The organism is Promicromonospora kroppenstedtii DSM 19349 (genome assembly GCF_000515355.1).
GTDB classification, from domain to species: domain Bacteria; phylum Actinomycetota; class Actinomycetes; order Actinomycetales; family Cellulomonadaceae; genus Promicromonospora; species Promicromonospora kroppenstedtii.
In genome coordinates, this window is sequence record NZ_KI911665.1 from 88,553 (window position 1) to 90,785 (window position 2,233).

Below are 2,233 nucleotides of genomic sequence, written 5' to 3' on the forward strand. Positions count from 1 at the left end.
GCCGAGGACGAGCGCTACGCCCGTGCTTCCACGCCGCCGTCCGCCGCGGAGCTCGAGGAGCTCACGACGTCGGTCACGGCGGAGCTGACGGAAGCCCTCGCCCGCAAGCCCTGACCCTGGAGACATGACAGGAGCCGGGCCCCGAGGGGCCCGGCTCCTGTCTTGCCGGCAGTCCGCTCGCGCGGATCACCGGAAACGGTTGGCCGGCTAGCGGCCGCCCTGGTTGCGCCGGTTCTCCCAGCGCTCTTCGAGGCGGGCGAGGAAGCCGCCGGAACGACCTCCACCCTGCCGCTTGCGGGCCTTGCGTGCTGCCCCGGTAGGGGGCTGGACCGTGCCGTCTTCGCCGACGACGCCGACCGGACCCTCCTGCTGCTTCTTGCGCGGTCCGAGGAACGCGAAGACCACACCCGCGAACATGAGCACGAAGCCGATGGCCCCGAGCCAGGTACGCGACGTCGCTGCACCGACGACAAGAAGAAGCAGGCCGACGACGACGCCGGCCCCGGACAGCACATAACGGAGCGCGTTACCACGACCTGTGGACTGGAGCGTGTTCGCCAGCCGCGGGTCGTCTGACGTCAGAGCACGCTCCATCTGCTCCAGCACCCGCTGCTCGTACTCGGACAGAGGCATCGAGACCCCCGGATCTCGCAAAGGAACAGTGTCCCTCTCAGGATAGGACGACCCGGCCGTCGGTGGTAGTCGACATCCCGGGCATACCCATGACTATAGGGGCAGATCAGTAAGGATGCGTGCCGTTCTTGCGATGTACACCCAGGTCGATCGCCGTCTTCCCAAACTTCTCACGCACCGCGTCGAGCGCCAGCTCGGCCTCGCGCTGCGCCCCCGAGCGCGGATCGACCGCCTCCTCCAGCGTGGGCTGCTGGGCGGAACCGCCGCGTTGCAAGAGGTTTTCGCCGCGGACCCCCACCAGGCGCACCGGGAGGCCACCCAGATCGACCGCCGCGACGAGCTCGCGGGCCACCAGATAGATCTCCCGGGCGACGTCCGTGGGCCCGTCCAGGGTGCGGGAGCGGGTGAACGTCGCGAAGTCGCTCGAGCGCACCTTCACCGACACCGTGCGCGCGAGCACGCCCTGGTGCCGCAGCCGCGCCGCGACCCGGTCGGACAGCTCCAGGACCCGTCGGTTGACCGCCGCGGTGTCGTCCTGGTCCGTGCCGAACGTGGTCTCCGCGCCGATGCTGTGCTCGCGGTGCTCGGGCACCACGGGGCGCGGGTCGCGCCCCCAGGCGAGGTCGTGCAGGTGCGCGCCGCTCACCCGGCCGACGGCGGCCTGCAGGCTCGGCAGGTCGGTGTGGGCCAGCTCGGCCACCGTGGTGATACCCCAGGCGGCGAGCGACTTCTCCGTCTTGTCCCCCACGCCCCACAGGGCCCCGACGGGCAGGGTGTGGAGGAAGTCGACGGTCGCGTCCACCGGCACCAGCATCAGGCCATCCGGCTTGGCGTGCGTGGACGCCAGCTTGGCCACGAACTTGTTCCGGGCGATGCCCACCGAGGCGGTGACGCCGTGCTCGGCCTCGATGCGGCGGCGCAGCTCGGCGCCGATCTCGGTGGGCGGCCCCAGGCGGCGACGTGCGCCGCTGACGTCCAGGAAGGCCTCGTCGACGCTGATCTGCTCCACGAGCGGCGTGACCTCGTGCAGCAGCCCCATGACCGACCGGGACACGTCGCGGTACAGGTTGTGGTCGGGCCGGACCACGACGGCCTGCGGGCACAGGAGGCGCGCCCGCGTCATCGGCATGGCGGACCGGACGCCGAACGCGCGCGCCTCATAGGTGGCCGCCAGCACCACCCCGCGCTCCTGCCCACCGACGATGACCGGCAGACCCCGTAGCTCGGGCCGCCGGGCCAGCTCGCACGACGCGAAGAACGCGTCCATGTCCAGGTGCAGCACCGAGCAGCCGGACTCGTCCGACCCCCAGTCCCGCCTTGCCGCCGCTGACCGCGGCCCCTTGCTCACGAACGTGCTCCGTTCTTGCTGTTGCGCCTGTCAGGAGGCCTCGGGCACCAGGGACAGCCGCTGGGTCGCGAACCCGGCCTGCGGGTCCACGAGCATCGCGACCTCGTCCCGGAAGTCCTCGGCGCACGCGAGCAGCTCGTCCGCCCGTGCGGGCTCGACCTGCTCCGGGCGACCGGCGTCCACGGCCGCCCGCAGGGGCGCGCCGGAGGCGAAGTAGCCCGACCAGGCCGCGAGGTCCGGCTCGGCGTGCGC

The 2,233-nt window shown here is 72.0% G+C and carries 3 protein-coding genes; all 3 read right to left on the reverse strand.

Annotation, left to right across the window (positions count from 1 at the left end):
* Positions 1–207: 207 nt before the first annotated feature.
* Complete coding sequence (locus tag PROKR_RS12775; RefSeq protein WP_020016701.1) at positions 208–633, reverse strand: DUF3040 domain-containing protein; 426 nt, start codon at positions 631–633, stop codon at positions 208–210.
* A 106-nt stretch (positions 634–739) separates the two neighbouring features.
* Entirely contained in the window at positions 740–1,981 is a 1,242-nt protein-coding gene (locus PROKR_RS12780; protein WP_036963764.1) for a DNA polymerase IV, read from the reverse strand.
* A gap of 30 nt (positions 1,982–2,011) precedes the next feature.
* The coding region (locus tag PROKR_RS12785) for an SAV_6107 family HEPN domain-containing protein (RefSeq protein WP_245605806.1) at positions 2,012–2,233 on the reverse strand (222 nt) is incomplete at its 5' end.